This is a genomic window from Granulicella tundricola MP5ACTX9, from assembly GCF_000178975.2.
GTDB lineage: Bacteria > Acidobacteriota > Terriglobia > Terriglobales > Acidobacteriaceae > Edaphobacter > Edaphobacter tundricola.
The window spans coordinates 125,150-140,299 of sequence record NC_015058.1; the positions used below are offsets into that span (position 1 = coordinate 125,150).

General features: G+C 55.2%; 14 protein-coding genes and 1 pseudogene. 10 read left to right on the forward strand and 5 right to left on the reverse strand.

The window, feature by feature from the left end; translation table 11 throughout:
* Positions 1-12: 12 nt before the first annotated feature.
* Together ACIX9_RS22020 and ACIX9_RS22025 are read right to left on the reverse strand one after the other, a co-directional pair.
* Positions 13-1,272: an MFS transporter gene (locus ACIX9_RS22020; RefSeq protein ID WP_013573095.1), complete on the reverse strand. Its 1,260-nt coding sequence runs from the start codon at positions 1,270-1,272 to the stop codon at positions 13-15.
* A gap of 125 nt (positions 1,273-1,397) precedes the next feature.
* Positions 1,398-3,080, reverse strand: a complete 1,683-nt coding sequence (locus ACIX9_RS22025; protein ID WP_013573096.1) for an alpha-keto acid decarboxylase family protein — start codon at positions 3,078-3,080, stop codon at positions 1,398-1,400.
* A 564-nt stretch (positions 3,081-3,644) separates the two neighbouring features.
* On the opposite strand from ACIX9_RS22025, the pseudogene ACIX9_RS24305 reads away from it, so the two are divergent.
* The 6 genes and pseudogenes from ACIX9_RS24305 (at position 3,645) to ACIX9_RS27230 (ending at position 8,022) form a co-directional block, all read left to right on the forward strand.
* A pseudogene (locus tag ACIX9_RS24305) lies at positions 3,645-4,150 on the forward strand (SOS response-associated peptidase).
* A 406-nt stretch (positions 4,151-4,556) separates the two neighbouring features.
* A complete protein-coding gene (locus tag ACIX9_RS22035) occupies positions 4,557-5,462 on the forward strand; it encodes an ArdC family protein (RefSeq protein ID WP_013573097.1) in 906 nt (301 codons plus the stop codon).
* Positions 5,462-5,866, forward strand: coding sequence for a DUF6908 domain-containing protein (locus ACIX9_RS22040; RefSeq protein WP_013573098.1), 405 nt, complete (start codon positions 5,462-5,464; stop codon positions 5,864-5,866). The genes ACIX9_RS22035 and ACIX9_RS22040 overlap by 1 nt, the downstream gene beginning before the upstream one ends.
* Positions 5,867-6,025: 159 nt before the next feature.
* Positions 6,026-6,298: a hypothetical protein gene (locus tag ACIX9_RS22045; RefSeq protein ID WP_013573099.1), complete on the forward strand. Its 273-nt coding sequence runs from the start codon at positions 6,026-6,028 to the stop codon at positions 6,296-6,298.
* A gap of 205 nt (positions 6,299-6,503) precedes the next feature.
* Entirely contained in the window at positions 6,504-7,271 is a 768-nt protein-coding gene (locus ACIX9_RS24310; RefSeq protein WP_013573100.1) for a RepB family DNA primase, read from the forward strand.
* 97 nt (positions 7,272-7,368) lie between these two features.
* Entirely contained in the window at positions 7,369-8,022 is a 654-nt protein-coding gene (locus ACIX9_RS27230) for a single-stranded DNA-binding protein (protein WP_232298966.1), read from the forward strand.
* Between the two features lie 444 nt (positions 8,023-8,466).
* Here the strand turns inward: ACIX9_RS27230 and ACIX9_RS22060 are convergent, their stop codons facing one another.
* A complete protein-coding gene (locus ACIX9_RS22060; protein ID WP_013573102.1) occupies positions 8,467-9,645 on the reverse strand; it encodes a PDDEXK nuclease domain-containing protein in 1,179 nt (392 codons plus the stop codon).
* Between the two features lie 133 nt (positions 9,646-9,778).
* Positions 9,779-10,126 carry a tyrosine-type recombinase/integrase gene (locus ACIX9_RS22065; protein ID WP_049789490.1) on the reverse strand — a complete coding sequence of 116 codons (348 nt, stop codon included), beginning with the start codon at positions 10,124-10,126 and terminating at the stop codon, positions 9,779-9,781.
* Positions 10,127-10,646: 520 nt separating this feature from the next.
* Between ACIX9_RS22065 and ACIX9_RS22070 the strand changes: the two genes are divergently transcribed.
* The 3 genes from ACIX9_RS22070 (at position 10,647) to ACIX9_RS22075 (ending at position 12,732) form a co-directional block, all read left to right on the forward strand.
* Positions 10,647-11,324, forward strand: a complete 678-nt coding sequence (locus tag ACIX9_RS22070; RefSeq protein ID WP_013573103.1) for a ParA family protein — start codon at positions 10,647-10,649, stop codon at positions 11,322-11,324.
* On the forward strand, positions 11,321-11,644 hold the full coding sequence (locus ACIX9_RS25175) for a hypothetical protein (protein ID WP_013573104.1): 324 nt from the start codon (positions 11,321-11,323) through the stop codon (positions 11,642-11,644). Before ACIX9_RS22070 ends, ACIX9_RS25175 begins: the two co-directional genes overlap by 4 nt.
* Positions 11,645-11,748: 104 nt before the next feature.
* Positions 11,749-12,732 (forward strand): hypothetical protein, encoded by a 984-nt coding sequence (locus tag ACIX9_RS22075; RefSeq protein WP_013573105.1) that lies wholly within the window; start codon positions 11,749-11,751, stop codon positions 12,730-12,732.
* Between the two features lie 1,418 nt (positions 12,733-14,150).
* On the opposite strand, the gene ACIX9_RS22080 is transcribed toward ACIX9_RS22075, so the two are convergent.
* On the reverse strand, positions 14,151-14,495 hold the full coding sequence (locus ACIX9_RS22080; protein ID WP_013573106.1) for a helix-turn-helix domain-containing protein: 345 nt from the start codon (positions 14,493-14,495) through the stop codon (positions 14,151-14,153).
* Positions 14,496-14,792: 297 nt separating this feature from the next.
* Between ACIX9_RS22080 and ACIX9_RS22085 the strand changes: the two genes are divergently transcribed.
* Entirely contained in the window at positions 14,793-15,140 is a 348-nt protein-coding gene (locus tag ACIX9_RS22085; protein WP_041598215.1) for a hypothetical protein, read from the forward strand.
* The last annotated feature ends 10 nt before the right edge of the window (positions 15,141-15,150 follow it).

Below are 15,150 nucleotides of genomic sequence, written 5' to 3' on the forward strand. Positions count from 1 at the left end.
TCTCGCATCCCGCTAAGCCGTAACCGCAGGCACGGCCAACAAAATCTTTTTAGTTTGAGCAAGACCAGTCTCGCGTATGACGAAGCTGAGAATGATCGCGACCACGACCCCGACGACGAGGGGCACGAAGGCATGCTGGAAGCCCTCCAGGCTAAGTGGCTGATCCTGCGACGGGAGCATGAGTCGCGAGATGAAAGGCGAGATAAGACCAGTGGTTAGAAAGACCAGAAAATTCATCACTCCTGCCGCGGTCCCCTTCACTCCGGCGGGGTTTGCCTCCTTGATCATCGAGAACGGAATCATTGCGGCACCCGAGGCGATACCCATCACGAGGGCCACCGAGTATCGAGGAAGCGTTCCCACGGGCACATAGATCGCGGCCAGACCCGAAGCGAGAATCAGAAGCCCACCACCGATAAGTACCGGTTTGCGGCGACCGAGCTTGTCAGAGATATAGCCAAGCAAAGGGCAGCCGATGACCCACCCGATAGGAACCATTGAAGCGTCACTTGCAGCTGACGACATCGACATATGCTCGCCGTTATGCAGAAAGGAAGTCGCCCACACCAGCGCGCCAATCGTGGTTGGCACGAAGAGGAGGCCGCCGATGATACCGGCGAGCCAGCTTTGTGGATTGCCGAAGACGATCTTGAACGGCGCAAGCAAAGCCTGCGTTGACAGGGGGGCATGATGCTCGGGGCTGTCTCCCTGTTCGCGCGGCATGATGAGCCAAGTGGCCAGGGCCAGAACGAAACCCAAACCCGCGAAGATGAGCCAGACCCTCTGCCACTGCATGTGAAAGCCGCCGAGCGGATCGATGGCCATGTGCACAGGTTTCGAACCGAACGCCGCTCCTGCCATGCCGAGACATTGAGTAAATCCTACGAAGATAGCCAGCATACGAGCGGGTAGATATCTCGCGGCAACATAGGAAGAGCCGATGAAAGCGAAAATCGCACCGATCGCCTGCAGGACGAACCCGATCGCCCCGGCGGGTTCGCTACCCTGCGCAAAAATGATGCAGCCTACCGCGACCAGCGCGATACCGTAGGGGATGGTGCGATGCGCTCCGTAGCGATCAAGTAACTGTCCGGCTACAAGTGCCATGAGTGCATAGGCAACATAGTATGCGGAGATGATGCCCCCGATATGGTTGCCACCCCACGCGACGGTTAACTCGCTTTGCATGACGCCCGGGGCGGATCGAACAGCGTACTGGTAAAAGTAAAAGATGGCGCAGAGAAGCCAAGTTAGAACATAGATGGGTTTCAAGGTGATTGGGGTCTCTGCCTTGGAAGCAGTGTCCAGCGCGAACGCTTTGGGGTCGATGATGATGCCTCCGATAAAGCGGATAGTTGAGTTTTGGGGTCAAGTAATTTAGATCGAACTTGTGCGCGTCATAGGATCCTTGGGGGACGGGCGTTGGCTGCCGCGACGAGGTGACCCCATGAGATGAGCTCCGCGGTGCAGTCATCGCGATCAATAATGCATTCGATCAGAGTAGGTCCATCCAGATTCGCTTCTGCCGCCTTGATCGCAATTGCAAGCTCCGCACCATTCGTGGCGGTGCACCCGAGGCCACGCCCGTCCTGCGCGTTGAAGACCTTCATCAGCCCAGCGTAATCCCAGTTCTTGACGTTGTTATACGGGCCGTCGTGAATTTCGACCTCGATAGTGTAGCCGTAATTATTAATAAGGATGATGATGACGGGCAGCTTGCGCCGGATCATTTGGGCTACCTCCTGGGCCGTAAGCTGGAAGGACCCATCACCAACGAGTACAAGGGTGCGTCGATCTGGTAAACCGACCGCGTATCCAAAGGAAGATGGGATTGACCAGCCGATGTGCCCCCACTGCATCTCCACCTCAAAGCGGGCACCGAGCGGAAGTTTGAGTTGTGTGCCGTTGAACCACGAGTCGCCCGTCTCTGCGAAGACCGTGGTCGTTGAAGTGACCAGGGGTCGAATCTGGCGCATCATCTCGGCGCGCATCAGCTTTGCGGTGGGATCTGCCGCGACCTCCGGCGTCGCTTTCTTCACCAGTCGCCGGTACTCGGCCATCGTACCGTCCTGCTTGCTTACTTTACGTGTAAGAGCCTGAAGGAAGTCGCGCAGTTGAATGGAGCTGAAGTCGTGACCATCAAAAGAGATGTGGTTTGTATCCGCTGTCATCAAGGCTGGCCCGGATGGGAGCGCAGTCCAGCCCACGGTCGAGTAATCGTTGAAGACAGCCCCGATCGCAACGACGCCATCGGACCAGTCGACCAGTTCACGAGCGCAGCCAGAGCTGACTTCACCCCAATAAATACCCACGAATTGCGGGTGCTCTTCTGGGAAAAATCCCTTTGCAGCCGCCATCACCGCCACACTGCATCCGAGTGCTTCGGCAAGCGCGATCGCCTCCTTCTCCGCCCCGGCAGACCTGATCTTGCTTCCGATCAGGATGACAGGCTTCTTCTTCTCGTTGATAAACAGAAGTGCCGCCTTTACTGCAGCTTCGAGAGTGGCAGGATCGCTTGCCTCGGAGCCGATCACCGCACTGATGGGTCCGGGCTCGGCGCAAGGCTGGGCCGCGATATTGCACGCGATCTCAATATAAGCGGGCTTTTTCTCGCGGAGAGCGGTACGAATCGCGTGGTCAATCAGGCTCGGCGCGTCAGCTGCCGACGTGATGGAAACTGCAGCACACGTGATTTTCTTTGCCATCTCGAGTTGGTAAGAGAAGTCATGTGTTCCGAGGGTGTGATGAAGCAAATGCCGGTCCGCCGCATCGTTGCTGTTGGGCGAGCCGGAGATGAGAATGACCGGAAGGTTCTCCGCGTAGGCTCCGCCAATCGCGTCAAAGGCGGACAGGGCACCGACGCTAAAGGTCACTACCGCAGCAGCGGCACCGCAAGCCCTTGCATAACCTTCGGCACTGAAACCGCAGTTCAGCTCGTTCGAGCAGTAAACCTGTTGCAGATCCTTATTCAGGAGGAGTTGGTCGAGTAGCACAAGGTTGTAATCGCCAGCAACCGCGAAGTGGTGCTTTAATCCAATCTCAACAAGGCGAGTAGCGAGGTAGGTTCCAACTGTTTGCAAAACGTTCTCCTGGAGAAGGCAGCGTTCGTGAGGTGCTTTAGGTCATGTCACCGCGAGAGGCCGCTGCGCAGTGACGGCGAGACAGCAATTGTTTTCATGCTCCCCGAGCAGTTTGCCCCGTTTCCGTAGAGCTAATGCTTAGGAGAAGCTCTGGGCGAAGACGACAACAAGAGTTCAGGGCTGAATAAAAGCTTTTCAGTTGATCGCTTCTACAAGAGGCGATTTCATTTCTCACGGTATATCTCAATTTCATTTGTGAAATGTGCAGGAACAAGTGGCATCCATCTGCGTCTGATCCTCTACTCAAGGAATGCGCGATACTGTGCATTTATGCTCACAAAGGACGAATCTCGAATCACCTATACGATCTCAGATCACAATGCGGGCGGAATCACGGCTGGGTGTCGTTTGCTTTCTTCGTTGGAGAGTTGCGAATCAGTGCCACGCCAGAGGCGGTCACGCACAACGAAGTGCATCGCCTGGCTCATGCGCGCACTAAACGACGACATCCAGCCTACGAGCTGTGAACTGATCATTCGAGCAAATGAAGAGGGCTCTGCGATGATGGAGCTTGCTCGGTGGGGCTTCGTCCCTTTCTTTCACAAAGCCGAGAAGTTTGCGCCGAACACGTTCAACGCACGGGCCGAAGGCATCGAGAAAGCTCTATGTGGCGGGATTCTGTTGAGGCTAAACGATGCCTGATTCCCGCCGATAGCTTCTTCGAGTGGAAGCACATCGCAAAGAGGGGCAATCCTAAGTACGAATTCCTGGTAGGAGGAGGCGTGCCCTTTGCCTTCGCCGGTCTCTGGAGCGGCTGGACGAATCCCGTGGACAAGACCGAGCTGCATAGCTTCACCATCATCACAACCGACCCGAACTCCCTGCTGGAGAAATACCACAACCGAATGCCCGTGATTCTCAAACCCAGTGAATACACACGATGGCTGACGGGTGATCGAGTTCCGATCGAACTACTGAGGCCCTTCAATGCAGAAGCGATGACCGCGACATGCGTTGACCCTGGGACCGCAGTTACTGCGAAAGAAGCAACTCTCTTCGACAGCCTCTAAAGAAGAAGCACGATGATGGATTAGCCAGATTGAGGGAAGAGGTCTCTTCCCTGCTGCATCCGGCGAAAGACCGCCGTCTTCCGTTACCCATCTCTGCGGGGACACCCCGCAACGCCCGAACTACAATTCATGCTTTCCGCGCCCAGCAAGGAAACCAAACCTGCTGAGGGGTCTCCCCTGGCGCGCGCAAGAAGCACCCTAATCTTCCGCGTTCCCCCACCCCACCTGGCAAAGAGCGCCCGTCGGGACCCCGACTCGCTTGTGCAGACCGCCTGCGGCGCCCTCCATTTCATTCCGGGTAGGGAACCCTCCTCTTGCACTTGCCGCCCCCGCTGGCGTGGGCCAGGGCCAAGGCGTGTTTGGAAGCAAACACAGCAAGGCCATTCAAAAGCGAGGAACCAACACCATGAGCAACATCGCCACCATGCCCACCAACCCCAAGCCCCAGACCTCTAAAGAAGTCATCGCCGCCAACGTCCAGCTCCTTATCGAGCAGCTAGAAGCAGGACACAGTGAAGGGCTTACCGCCTACCTCTCGGCCATGGGCAAATTCCACAACTATTCATTTGGCAACATCCTTGAGATCGCACGGCAGAAGCCAGACGCAACCCGCGTTGCAGGGCTGTATGCGTGGAACCAGCTGGGACGCAAGGTGATGAAGGGACAGAAGGGCATCCGCATTTTGGCCCCGATGATCGGCGGCCGCAAGAAGAAGGACACCGAAGCCAACAGCAGTAAAGACGCGGCAGCAATTGACAAGCCCGTCCTGGTCGGCTTTCGAGCCGTCTATGTCTTCGATGTAAGCCAGACCGAAGGCGCAGAGCTTCCCGACCTGAACGAGCGGGTCAAGGGTGAGGTTGGCGACTACCGCGAGCGTTTGGTCGACTTCATCATCGCCCAGGGCATTCAGCTTGAGTTCAAGGAATCAATTGCACCCGCGTTAGGGATGAGCTACGGCGGCAAGATCGCCATTCTTCCCGGACAGGCACCAGCCGAAGAGTTCAATACGCTTGTCCACGAGGTCGCGCATGAACTCGAACATAAGGCCGAGAGACGCACCGCCACCACGAAGACAGTACGCGAAACTGAGGCCGAGGCGATCGCCTTTGTTGTTAGCCAGACAATCGGCCTAAACGCGGGTAATGCCGCCGCTGACTACATTCACCTTTATGACGGCAATGCCACACTCCTCACCGAAAGCCTTGAAGTCATCCAGCGAATCTCATCCTTCATCCTCTCTGCGATTCAGCCGCTCGCAGTGAAGGCGGAAGAAGAGACTACCGACACAGTCGCAATTGCGGAGGTGGCGTAATGCAAACCATTCTTCGCATCATTGAAAGGGCTGGAGGCTGGAATCCCGGCCTCTTCATCAAGATCGAAAACGCTCCTTACATGGCACTTGTACTTGAAGCCATCGAAGCAGGACCATCCGGCCTTCCGACCATCTCTGTTACCCACTATGGCGAGCAGAACGGCGACCTCATGCGCGACCCGGAGATGTGTTTCGAGCTTCGAGATGGAGAGCTAGACCCTTGGTACTATCGCAACGACTATGTAGGCGTAGAGCAATGGAGCCGGAACAACGTACGCGGCCAATACATTCAGCTTGCCAACCTGCACGCCCAACATCAGCGATTCGCGAAGGTTTGGGACAACAGCCTTAGCTGCCAGGGCTTCGCCGAAGCCTACGAACAGCAGTTGACCCAACCCGCATAAAGACCAAAGCAGGGAGCGGACAGGAGAGCCGTGCCCCGTCTCAGTGCCCACACCGAAAGCTAAACCCACGAAGAAGACAGCCGAAAAGCAGATCGCAGCCTAAACCCAGGAGCGGGAGTCAGCCCACCGGTTCCCGCACCGTCCCAAAAGGAGGACACCATGTTTCAGTTCAGCTACAAACTCAAAGTCTCCGAACGGGTGAAGGCGAAATGCGACCGGCACCCACGCTATAACCCGGAGCGGGAGGGAAGAAGTGGCATCAAGGGCGGATGCTCAACATGCTTCTCTCTTTACGACCTGCATCAGGCTCGGCTGTCGCTCGACTCTGCACACCATGAGTTCCTGAGGAAGGCTATTCCGTGGACCCAGGTTTCCAAGCCGCGCAAGAAGGCCGAAGGGAGCGCGAGTTCTCAGTCGTCTTCGGCGCTTTAGCCCCCGGCGGGTTGCGTCCCAGCCCCTCACTCTCTCACGCCCACCCGAAGCGGGCGGCAGGGTCCAGTTCCCTACCCCTGCACCCCTCCCTCTCGGAAAGACATCTCAAAGGCGAAGACCATGAACAGAACCGAGGCAACAGTTCGCAACATGCTCTCAGCGATCGAAGCTCCTTTACGACGTAGGCGTTCTCAGTGACCGTGGCATGCTCCCAGGTCTCGACGGGATTACGGCTACAAACCTGATCGAACGACTCTCCCTGCTCAAGTACCGCAATGCCCGCGGCTCTCATATCTACATCCGCCCTTCCGGGGAGCATCGCTACACTGCCCTCGACGACCTCTCCGAGGTCTCGCTCGCGAGGCTCGCCGCTGACGGCTTCGCTCCGTGCGCCGTCGTCGAGACCAGTGCCGGCAACTTCCAGGTCTGGCTCAAACACCCGGCAGTCTTTCCCAAACTCCTCGGCACCTTTGCAGCGCAGACGCTGGCAGCTCGCTACGACGCCGATCCGAGCGCTGCAGACTGGAGGCGGTTCGGCAGGTTGCCCGGTTTTACGAACTGCAAACCGAAGTACAAGCGCCCGGATGGACTCTTCCCTTTCGTTCATCTTAGGAGCAACACCGGTGGGCAGTACCCGATGGCCGAGACCTTCGTCAGGGAGATCACCAGGCTCTACGAAGCACGGGAGCAGGAGCGTGAGGCAAGACGCCTGCAGGCTTCTCTTTCTCCCCAGAGGGGACCGAGGTTGTCCAATCTGTCGCTGGAACGCTTCCGGACCTCCAGCAAGTATCAGGACCGCCCCGCCGCTGCAGACATCGCCTTCTGTGTCGCCGCTTACGCCAATGGCATGGATGAAGCCAGGATCGAACGTGCCCTTGAAGACGACTATCTCTCATGCGATCCCAGTCCCTCCAAGCGCTCCTCCTACATCCGGCGAACCATGACGAAAGCGAGAGACTGGGCGATCCGCTAAGCCATTCAGTTCTGCATCGCCATTGTGTTTCCCAGGATGGGTTATCGAGGCCGTCTTCCCTGCCCTGCTCTGAGCGGGCTGCAGCGATCTTCCGTACATGAGGATGAAGACGTTGAACAGGGCGGCTCCCTTCCGGTTTGCCTTTCTGTCTGCGTTCAGCGTGCCGCGCTCAAGACACCCACGCCCTTCGGACGCACGCTCTCCTTCCCAGAACCCGCTATGCGCCTCTGCGAGGTGCGGACTCCTGCCCCAAGACAAGCTTGAGTCCCCTTCCGCAGATCCTATCCAGTCGCCGAGGGAGTGGGTCGCGACGGCACACCCGTTGGGCAAGCATGTACCGCAGACAGCGGACAAACCAGAAGAAACGGAGCCCAACACCATGTTCAACAAAGTCATCCTCATCGGCCGCCTCGGACAGAACGCAGAAGCCAAAACCGCTCAGAACAACAAAGACTATGTCGTCCTCAACATTGCAACCCAGGAAAGCTGGAAGAACGACAAGGGCGACTACGAGAACCGAACCGAATGGCACCGTGTCTATGCCTGGAGGAATCTCTCGAAGTTCGCCAGGACGCTCCAGAAGGGGCAGCTCATTACGTTGGAGGGAGTTCTCCGGTATCGCGAGGTCGTGGAAGATGTCGAAGGAGCTAAGTTCAAGCACCGGATCGCTGAGATCCATGCCATCAGCATGAAGCGGCTCTCGAAAGTTGAGGCCGATGATGATCCTTCGGACGGAGCTGACGACGAGTAATCGTGACCCATGTGGATGGGCTTTGCAGCCCATCCACCTTTATGATCCTGATTTCTGAAACGACTATCCCCGCGTTCCTTCCTCCAGCTGATCGTCGCGCCAAAGCTTCGCTTGCTTCGCCTGGACGCCATCTCGGTCCAGCTGTGTCAACCGGAGTTTCCACTTCTCAACAAGCTTCGAGGCTTGTCTGCTGCGCCGCTCGGCTCGCGCCAACATGCGTTCGGCATGTGCTCGGTTGCGATCTGGCGGCGAGGCTCGCACAACTCAGTCATTTTCCCATAATGCAGAGGAGCTCATGTAACAGGAACATGTCTACATGTTTACTTAGCGACAAGTCTTCTAAATTGCTGCCGCCTGACAACTCGCACAGCCGTGCGAGTTTTTGTCCTATCCGATTCCTGCGAGAAGTGTTGCCACCTGACCAGGACTGGGTCCACGCCTCTCTTACTTGGATTGTCTTCGGTCGAGCTTCAACCGAGAGCGCTCCAACTCCTCGGCAAAGAGTCTTTCGTCTGGAAGCACCGTCTTGTATTCAGCGGCAAGCACCTTGTTTGGAAGATTGTCCAGCGCATAGTGAGCTTCAGAAGCGCCCTTCTCAGCACAGAGGATCAAGCCCACGGGCGGATTCTCCCCTGGCTTCATCCAATGTTCCCGTGCGTAGTTAAGATAAAGGTGCATCTGGCCGGCATCCGCATAGCCAAACCGCCCTGCTTTGAGGTCGATGATTACCAGACAGCGCAATCGACGGTGAAAGAAGATGAGATCGATTCGGAACCACGTGTCGTCAATTCGGAGGCGCCGCTGCCGGCCGAGGAAGGCGAAATCGTCCCCGAGCTCCAGCAGGAAGTCGGTCAGATTGAGAATGAGTGCCTCTTCCAGGTCGGACTCCGAGTACTCGTCCTTTAACCCGAGGAATTCGAGGACGAACGGATCCTTGATAGCTTCCTCCGGTGTCACAAGATCTTCGGATGAAGGAATCTGCTGTTTTTCCAGCATGGCCGCTTTCGTCTGAGAGAGCGCGAGACGTTCGTAGAACTGGCTTCCGATCTGGCGATCAAGCTGCCGTACCGACCACCCGGAGCGCAGTGCCTCCGTTTCGTAGAAAGTACGCGCAAGGGGATTCTTGACAGAAAGTAGTCTCACGTAAGCCGACCAAGGCAACGGGAATCTGGATGCGAGCTCCGAGAGGGGCACCGATTTCTCAGACAGCGTCTGAAAAATCTGCTGAGTCGGCCACTCCATGTAGAAGCGTCGCATCTGGCTCAGGTTGACGGCGCCAAAGCCGCGCCCGAACTGACGGGTGAGATCACCTGCCAGTTGTTTGATCAGTTCTTCTCCATACTCCGCCCGTTTGTCGCCTCGCTGCTCGTATTCCACGATCCGGCGACCGATCTCCCAATAGCTGGCCGTCATCAGGGCGTTGACGCTTCGAATCGAGGCTGCCCGAGCTGCCTCGAGCAATCCAACAATTTCGTTTCGTATGCTGCCGTAGCCCTCAGGCCCGATCAGGTCAGTCGCTTCCGCGTTTTCATCCTGCTTATCTGACACCTGGCGCTCCCACAATTCATCCTCGTTGGCGCTGCGGAAATCGTATCCGTGACTCACAGCGCAGCCCTCCCACATTATGCCCCAGCGAGTCCCCGATCGCGGATTGGAAGCTCAGAGCCCGAGGCTATCGTTGACCGCAGTCGCGATCTCCTGATCGGACCCAAGATAGCGTTCTGTGGTCTGGATCGACGAGTGCCCGAGCAGGAATTTAATCTGCTCTAGATCCCCCACCGGCCTTCCGGCACAGCTTCGCGCAGGTCCGCCGGAGATCATGAGCCCCGAAGCGCTCGATCCCGATCTCCTTGGCCGCCTGCTCGACGACCGACCACACAGCCCAATCACTCAGCGTCTCTCCCCGCACCTTTCCGTTCTTCCCGACGGACCGAAGCAGCCGGCCCTTGTCGATCCCGGCTTCCTCCTGCCAGGCATCGATTCCCTTCTTGACCCAGACGGGTACGGCCACGGTGCGAATCCGCCTTCCCTTTCCTTCGAGGTCGGCAAGCACCCAGCGATTCTCCCGCTGCTGGAGGGTTGAGACTTCAAGTTCGGCGAGCATTGTTCAAGGGTCAATTCACTCATGACGAGTGCGATATAAATGCGCGATCGCGCACCTATACCTCGCGCTTCTTTAGCTTCCATTGAAGCTCCCCGCTACTCTCTGAAAGTGCTCATGCCGTCCAATTGGCGAGAAATTCAGCTGCTGTTCGGGTCGGTGAAATCCTATGCGCGATCAGAAGTGGAAGAGCGTATCCAACAATCCTCAACACCACCCTCAAATAGCATTGAGGTTCTTGTCGTCGAGCCGTTCAGACCTCCTGACGAGTTTATCGAATCGCTATATGTAATACCATACGAATGTGTACTGCGAAATATGTTACGAAACACAACACGTCTCTCATTGGATTTAGAAGACGCGAGCCCTGGGTATACTGATAATAAATGGTTTAATTGCAACACGCTTTACCGCACATTCTTTCGTTCAGCATGTGTTGCATAAATCGATACGCCCTGCGTTATGCATTGCACTTCGTACTGCAGCGCGTAATACATTACATAAAGCGAAAGTCGGAGGCAGCATGCCAGTTATCGTCGCGGCAAACCCAAAAGGTGGTAGCGGCAAATCCACCACCTGCATTGTTCTAGGAACCACGCTGGCGGCTCAGGGGGCGTCAGTCCGCATCATCGACGCCGACCCTCAGAGGACACTAGGCCGTTGGGGAGAAGGCAGTAGTGCCTTCCGAGAAATAGTGGTCACACCCACAAGCGGTGAGGACCTCACAGTTCTAATCGATAGACTCCAATCAAGATTTCAATTTGTTTTCATCGATGTGCAGGGCACAGCCAATCAAGAGATGGTCGCAGCCATGTCAAGAGCTGATCTAGTCTTGATTCCAATGCAGGCAAAAACCGCGGACGCGGAGGTCGCAACTAGAGCCATCGGCCTCTTACGAACTCAAGAAAATTTATTCAAACGCAGCATTCCTCACGCCATCGTCTTCATTAGGACAAGTCCGATCATTGTGACGAGAGAAGAAAAGGAAATTAGAACCAATATAGAGACGGCCGGTGTTCCCCGTTTTGTCGCCAGTTTGAACGAACGAACTGCTTTCTCTCACATCTTCGCCTATAAACAGTCGCTTGGAGAACTGAACTCCAAGGACACAAATGGCCTTCAGGCCGCTCAACAAAACGCTGTCGAGTTGACAGCTGAGATGGTTCAACTGCTTCGTAAGCAACTGGTGGCTACCGCATGACAATAACCAATACTTTTAAAGACTTAGCAGGAGGTGGCCTCGATGTATTTACACCAAAAGCCTCTTCATCGCAGGAAGATGCACCTTCTGCAAAGCAGTTGGAAAAGGTGGCGAAAGACGCAGGATTTGCACTCGATAATTTGCCAGTGACACGCAGAGTTCTGAAGAGCGGCAGAGTCGCCTCGAAGGAACGCGCCCAGCCGATGACCTTACGGATAAGGGTTAACGATTGGAACCGTTTTTCGTCCTTTTGTGAGAGAAACGATTACACCGTGGCGGAAGGATTTGAACGGCTTGCGTCCCTGGCAGACGAGCTCTAGACCCGAGGATGAAGATCCACCGGGAAGGCGTGCTAGCCCTTATATGAATGGACACAACCGACCAGCAAACCACGTAAAGTGATAACTTTCTTCAAAGGCTAACCATGAGTGAAATCCTAGTTCGAAAGCCTCGGGATTATGCCAAGGAACGCAAGGCGGCAATCGAGGCTAGCGTTGATCGAACCGTTGCGTTACGCGAGGATCGGGATACCGGTGCTTTGGGCGATGAAGTCATAAAGATGGCTCAGGCGCTTATTCTTTGCACGCTTCCTTATAGACCGACCGCAGAGCGCCAAGTCGTTCGGTCTGCTCGTCTAAGCGACGGATCTACCTTGCGCGTAACGTTCACCGCCGGCATCAATGGAATCGATATGGCATTTGGAAACGACCGCCACCTCATGGCATGGTTATTTGATAAAGCGATCAACTCAGACACCGCTTTCGTAACAATCAAGAGCGCCAGCGATTACTTACGAGAAACCGGGAAAAGTCGAAATGGCGATCGAGTGAAAGAGTTGGCTGCACGCTTGAGTCGCCTAACCGGGCTCGTGATCGGCATTGAGCGCCGCGGGGCTGGGTCAACTCAAACTGTAATGCTTCCAATGATCGCTTCCTCGAATCTTCCGAGCAATCTTACTGTTCAGCTTCGAGCTGAAAATAGCGGGCAGAGGTCGATTCCTGGAATGGAAAATCCCTTTGGAATCCAACTTGAAGAGCGATTCTTTCAAGATATAAAAAAACATCACGTTGCCATCCCGCGAAGGCTGTGGATGCAACTCCAAGGGCAAAAAGGCGGGCCCCAGCTCACTGATTTGCTCACGTTTTTCGTCTATCGATGCTACTGCGCGCAAAGCGAAACAGTTATACCGTGGGCGGGGTTGCGCGAACAATTCCCGCAAGATGACAGCAATCCGCGACGTTTCAAGGTCAGTGTTAAGAAGGCGATCGTTCAGTTGAGAGTGGTTTGGCCTGAAATTAGGATCGATATCGTGAAGGAGGGGGTTTGGGTGGACCGAGCCATGCAACCTCTGCTACCCGATGATCCCACGAAGAAACGTATTCGACGATTAAGTGCTTTAAATCAATAACTTAGAGCGGACCTTCCACGTACAGTTGGTAAGCTGGTCTACCTCCCAGCCGGCTCTTTGCCGGACCTTCCGCGTACACTTCCTGCGCATTGATAAGGTCTGGTCATCTTTGATAACCATACAAGATGCCTCGCTACAGAAAATCAGCCATACCCGTAGCGCGGAGGACCCTCCGCGTACAAACAATGGTCACTAGATACTATGAGAGTGGACCTTCCACGTACAAAAGCGGAGATTCTAGGTATACAAGAACGGATCTTCCGCGTACAAAAGAACGGACCTTCCGAGTACAAAATCATGAATCCCGCGTATGCAAACGGGTCCCGCTACCCGCTCCACAATTTACCCGGAAGGGTGAATTTCCATGATTTTCGGACCTTCCGCGTACACGCTTAAGACACTTCTTTGAGAAGCCGGTCAATGCATCCTTGCCGTCGAGGACCTTCCGCGTACAAGCTGGAGGAAAATGACAGCTACTTTTCCGCAAATGTTTGTGGAAAACAGTCAAAATGCAGGACCTTACGCGTACGCCAGTTCGGAAGGTCCGCGTACGGGGTACGGACGCTCCGCGTACGACGATAAGACCCTCCGCGTATGTTTTTCGGACCTTCCACGTACAGCTTAATAGGAAACAAGAGGTACAAGTGTTTATCCAAGAGACGCAAGTGATCACCAAGTGAGGAAAGCAATGAACTGTGAATCGCAAAATTTAAAACTCGCCATCAAGGACTCACCACCATCAAAACACCTCGCTTTCATCGCGAGGATAGGGGCTATACGACCCTTGGAGGTCCGTGGCGCGTCGTTTAGACCTTTGTCCGAGTAGTTGTGTGTCCGAGATCAGACAAGACCTCACAACGGAGAAAGCCGAAAAAGTGGGGTCAAAATGAAAAACGGCCAGACCGAACCGGAATTTGCTCATAAATTGAGAAGAAAGCTAATTACAGTTATCTCGTCCTAAGGATCAGCAGCACCGAAATTCTGTGTACGCGGAAGGTCCATTTTGCTGCTCGCACAGAACGCACGGGTCGAAAATAATGGACAGTGGCAGCAGCGTAATGCTCGAGAATCCACCGCATGACTGTTTCGGGATCTTTATGTCCGTCAGTGTCTCGCTATGTCCCGCCAGGCTATGAAATTCGCCCGCATAGCGAGGTGCGGTGATTGAGAGCGCCAGATCAATCAGATCTCTTAGCAAGGCAGCTTGCAAGCGAGTTAAGCCAATTTGCATCCGATGGCAATCAACCGCGATACGGCGCCTGCCCAGCCGTTAGAGTCGAGTCGATACCCCCATGGTACTTCCGCGTTCCAGAACCTTGACCGAGGCGTATTGGCAACTCCACAGAAATTCGGCAACAACGCAATTGCAGAGAAGACGCGCTGGCAGGTGGCCGGCTGGAGTACTTAGGCAATGCGGATCAAACGCTTATCTTCGCACTGCGGGGAACGGCTGGGGGCTTGGTGTTCACCGAGTTTCTGGCTGTGGCCTGAACTGGAAACACAGCCTCCGGAGCACTTCCTGGCGTTGCTATGGGGCCGTCGCCTAAGCCCCGAAGAAGATCCGATACAGACATCTTAAAGCACGCAGCGATCTTGAGCATCGACTCGGCGGTGATGCCGCTTCCGCGCTCATATTTGCGCCATTGCGAGTCGTTAATACCGCTGTTAGCGATAATGTCCGAGTGTTTCCAGCCCCGTTCTTTCCGGAACTTTCGGATGCGTTCGCCAAGTGCCTTTGAAAATCCTTTGTAATCCACATCCATCGGCGATAGAAACCTCATTCCCAAGGTGTTACCGCTCGTCGGATTTCTCAGAGGAGACTGCGGACTAGCCAACATTTTCTCACCACGATCCAAGGATATGAAGCACTAAACGAGCTGAATGACAGAGTTCCCGCGATGATAACTACCGTAGGTTCGTGAATGTTACGGGGGGACATCGATTGTGGTGTTTTTTATACCGGACTTGCAAACACCATTCTCATGTTGTACAACAACCATCAGAAGGACCCGAAACACCTCATCAACAAGTACTTTCACCCCAATTGGAGACAAAATCCGATGCGCAGACTCTCGTCTATTTTTCGTAACAATCCCGCCACCCAATCTGCTTTTTGCAGTTTCCGGAATCTCCTGCCAGCCTTGGCTTTTCTTAGCGTGACCGCAGTTGCTCACGCGCAGGGAAGTGTGGATCTGTCAGGAGCCACAACCTTGATGAACACCTTCAAGACGTTTGCCTTGTATGCCGGCGCGGTCATTTGCCTCGGCTCGATGATCTTCGCGGGCATCCGCTTGATGGGTGGGCGCTTCCAGGAAGCGATTCCCGGCCTGTTCGGCGCACTGTTCGGCGCTGCAGTGATTGGCTGGGGCACCGGCTGGATCAGCTCTCTCACCGGGCAATCCATGTAAAGGAGATTCA

Coding starts and splice junctions, on each gene's coding strand:
- ACIX9_RS22035 (WP_013573097.1), top strand. CDS start 4,557: ATGAGCAACATCGCCACCATGCCCACCAACCCCAAGCCCCAGACCTCT.
- ACIX9_RS22040 (WP_013573098.1), top strand. CDS start 5,462: ATGCAAACCATTCTTCGCATCATTGAAAGGGCTGGAGGCTGGAATCCC.
- ACIX9_RS22045 (WP_013573099.1), top strand. CDS start 6,026: ATGTTTCAGTTCAGCTACAAACTCAAAGTCTCCGAACGGGTGAAGGCG.
- ACIX9_RS24310 (WP_013573100.1), top strand. CDS start 6,504: ATGCTCCCAGGTCTCGACGGGATTACGGCTACAAACCTGATCGAACGA.
- ACIX9_RS27230 (WP_232298966.1), top strand. CDS start 7,369: ATGAGGATGAAGACGTTGAACAGGGCGGCTCCCTTCCGGTTTGCCTTT.
- ACIX9_RS22060 (WP_013573102.1), bottom strand. CDS start 9,645: ATGTGGGAGGGCTGCGCTGTGAGTCACGGATACGATTTCCGCAGCGCC.
- ACIX9_RS22065 (WP_049789490.1), bottom strand. CDS start 10,126: ATGCTCGCCGAACTTGAAGTCTCAACCCTCCAGCAGCGGGAGAATCGC.
- ACIX9_RS22070 (WP_013573103.1), top strand. CDS start 10,647: ATGCCAGTTATCGTCGCGGCAAACCCAAAAGGTGGTAGCGGCAAATCC.
- ACIX9_RS25175 (WP_013573104.1), top strand. CDS start 11,321: ATGACAATAACCAATACTTTTAAAGACTTAGCAGGAGGTGGCCTCGAT.
- ACIX9_RS22075 (WP_013573105.1), top strand. CDS start 11,749: ATGAGTGAAATCCTAGTTCGAAAGCCTCGGGATTATGCCAAGGAACGC.
- ACIX9_RS22080 (WP_013573106.1), bottom strand. CDS start 14,495: ATGGATGTGGATTACAAAGGATTTTCAAAGGCACTTGGCGAACGCATC.
- ACIX9_RS22085 (WP_041598215.1), top strand. CDS start 14,793: ATGCGCAGACTCTCGTCTATTTTTCGTAACAATCCCGCCACCCAATCT.